This is a genomic window from Pseudomonas sp. K5002, assembly GCF_013386655.1.
In the GTDB taxonomy this organism is placed as follows: domain Bacteria; phylum Pseudomonadota; class Gammaproteobacteria; order Pseudomonadales; family Pseudomonadaceae; genus Aquipseudomonas.
Genome location: NZ_JACARK010001374.1, coordinates 384 through 590, shown reverse-complemented (window position 1 = coordinate 590; position 207 = coordinate 384). Strand labels below are relative to the sequence as shown.

The following is a 207-nucleotide window of genomic DNA, read 5'->3' as shown; positions in this document are numbered from 1 at the left end:
CTTCGGCGATGGTTTCGCCGACGGTAAGACGCGGGTTCAGGGCCGCGTAGGGATCCTGGAAGATCATCGCCGTCTCGTGCCGCAAACGGGCGATATCGACCGGCCCGGCGTGGGCCATGTCGATGCCGTCAAACACCACCTGCCCGGCGCTGATGGGGTTGAGGTGCAGGATCGCCCTCCCCAATGTGCTTTTGCCGCTGCCGGACT

1 protein-coding gene is annotated in these 207 nt (G+C 65.2%); it reads right to left on the bottom strand.

What is annotated here, in order from left to right; translation table 11 throughout:
- Window positions 1-207, bottom strand: a 207-nt coding sequence (locus HX846_RS40085; RefSeq protein ID WP_256740432.1) for an ATP-binding cassette domain-containing protein, incomplete at both ends; no start/stop codon positions are given.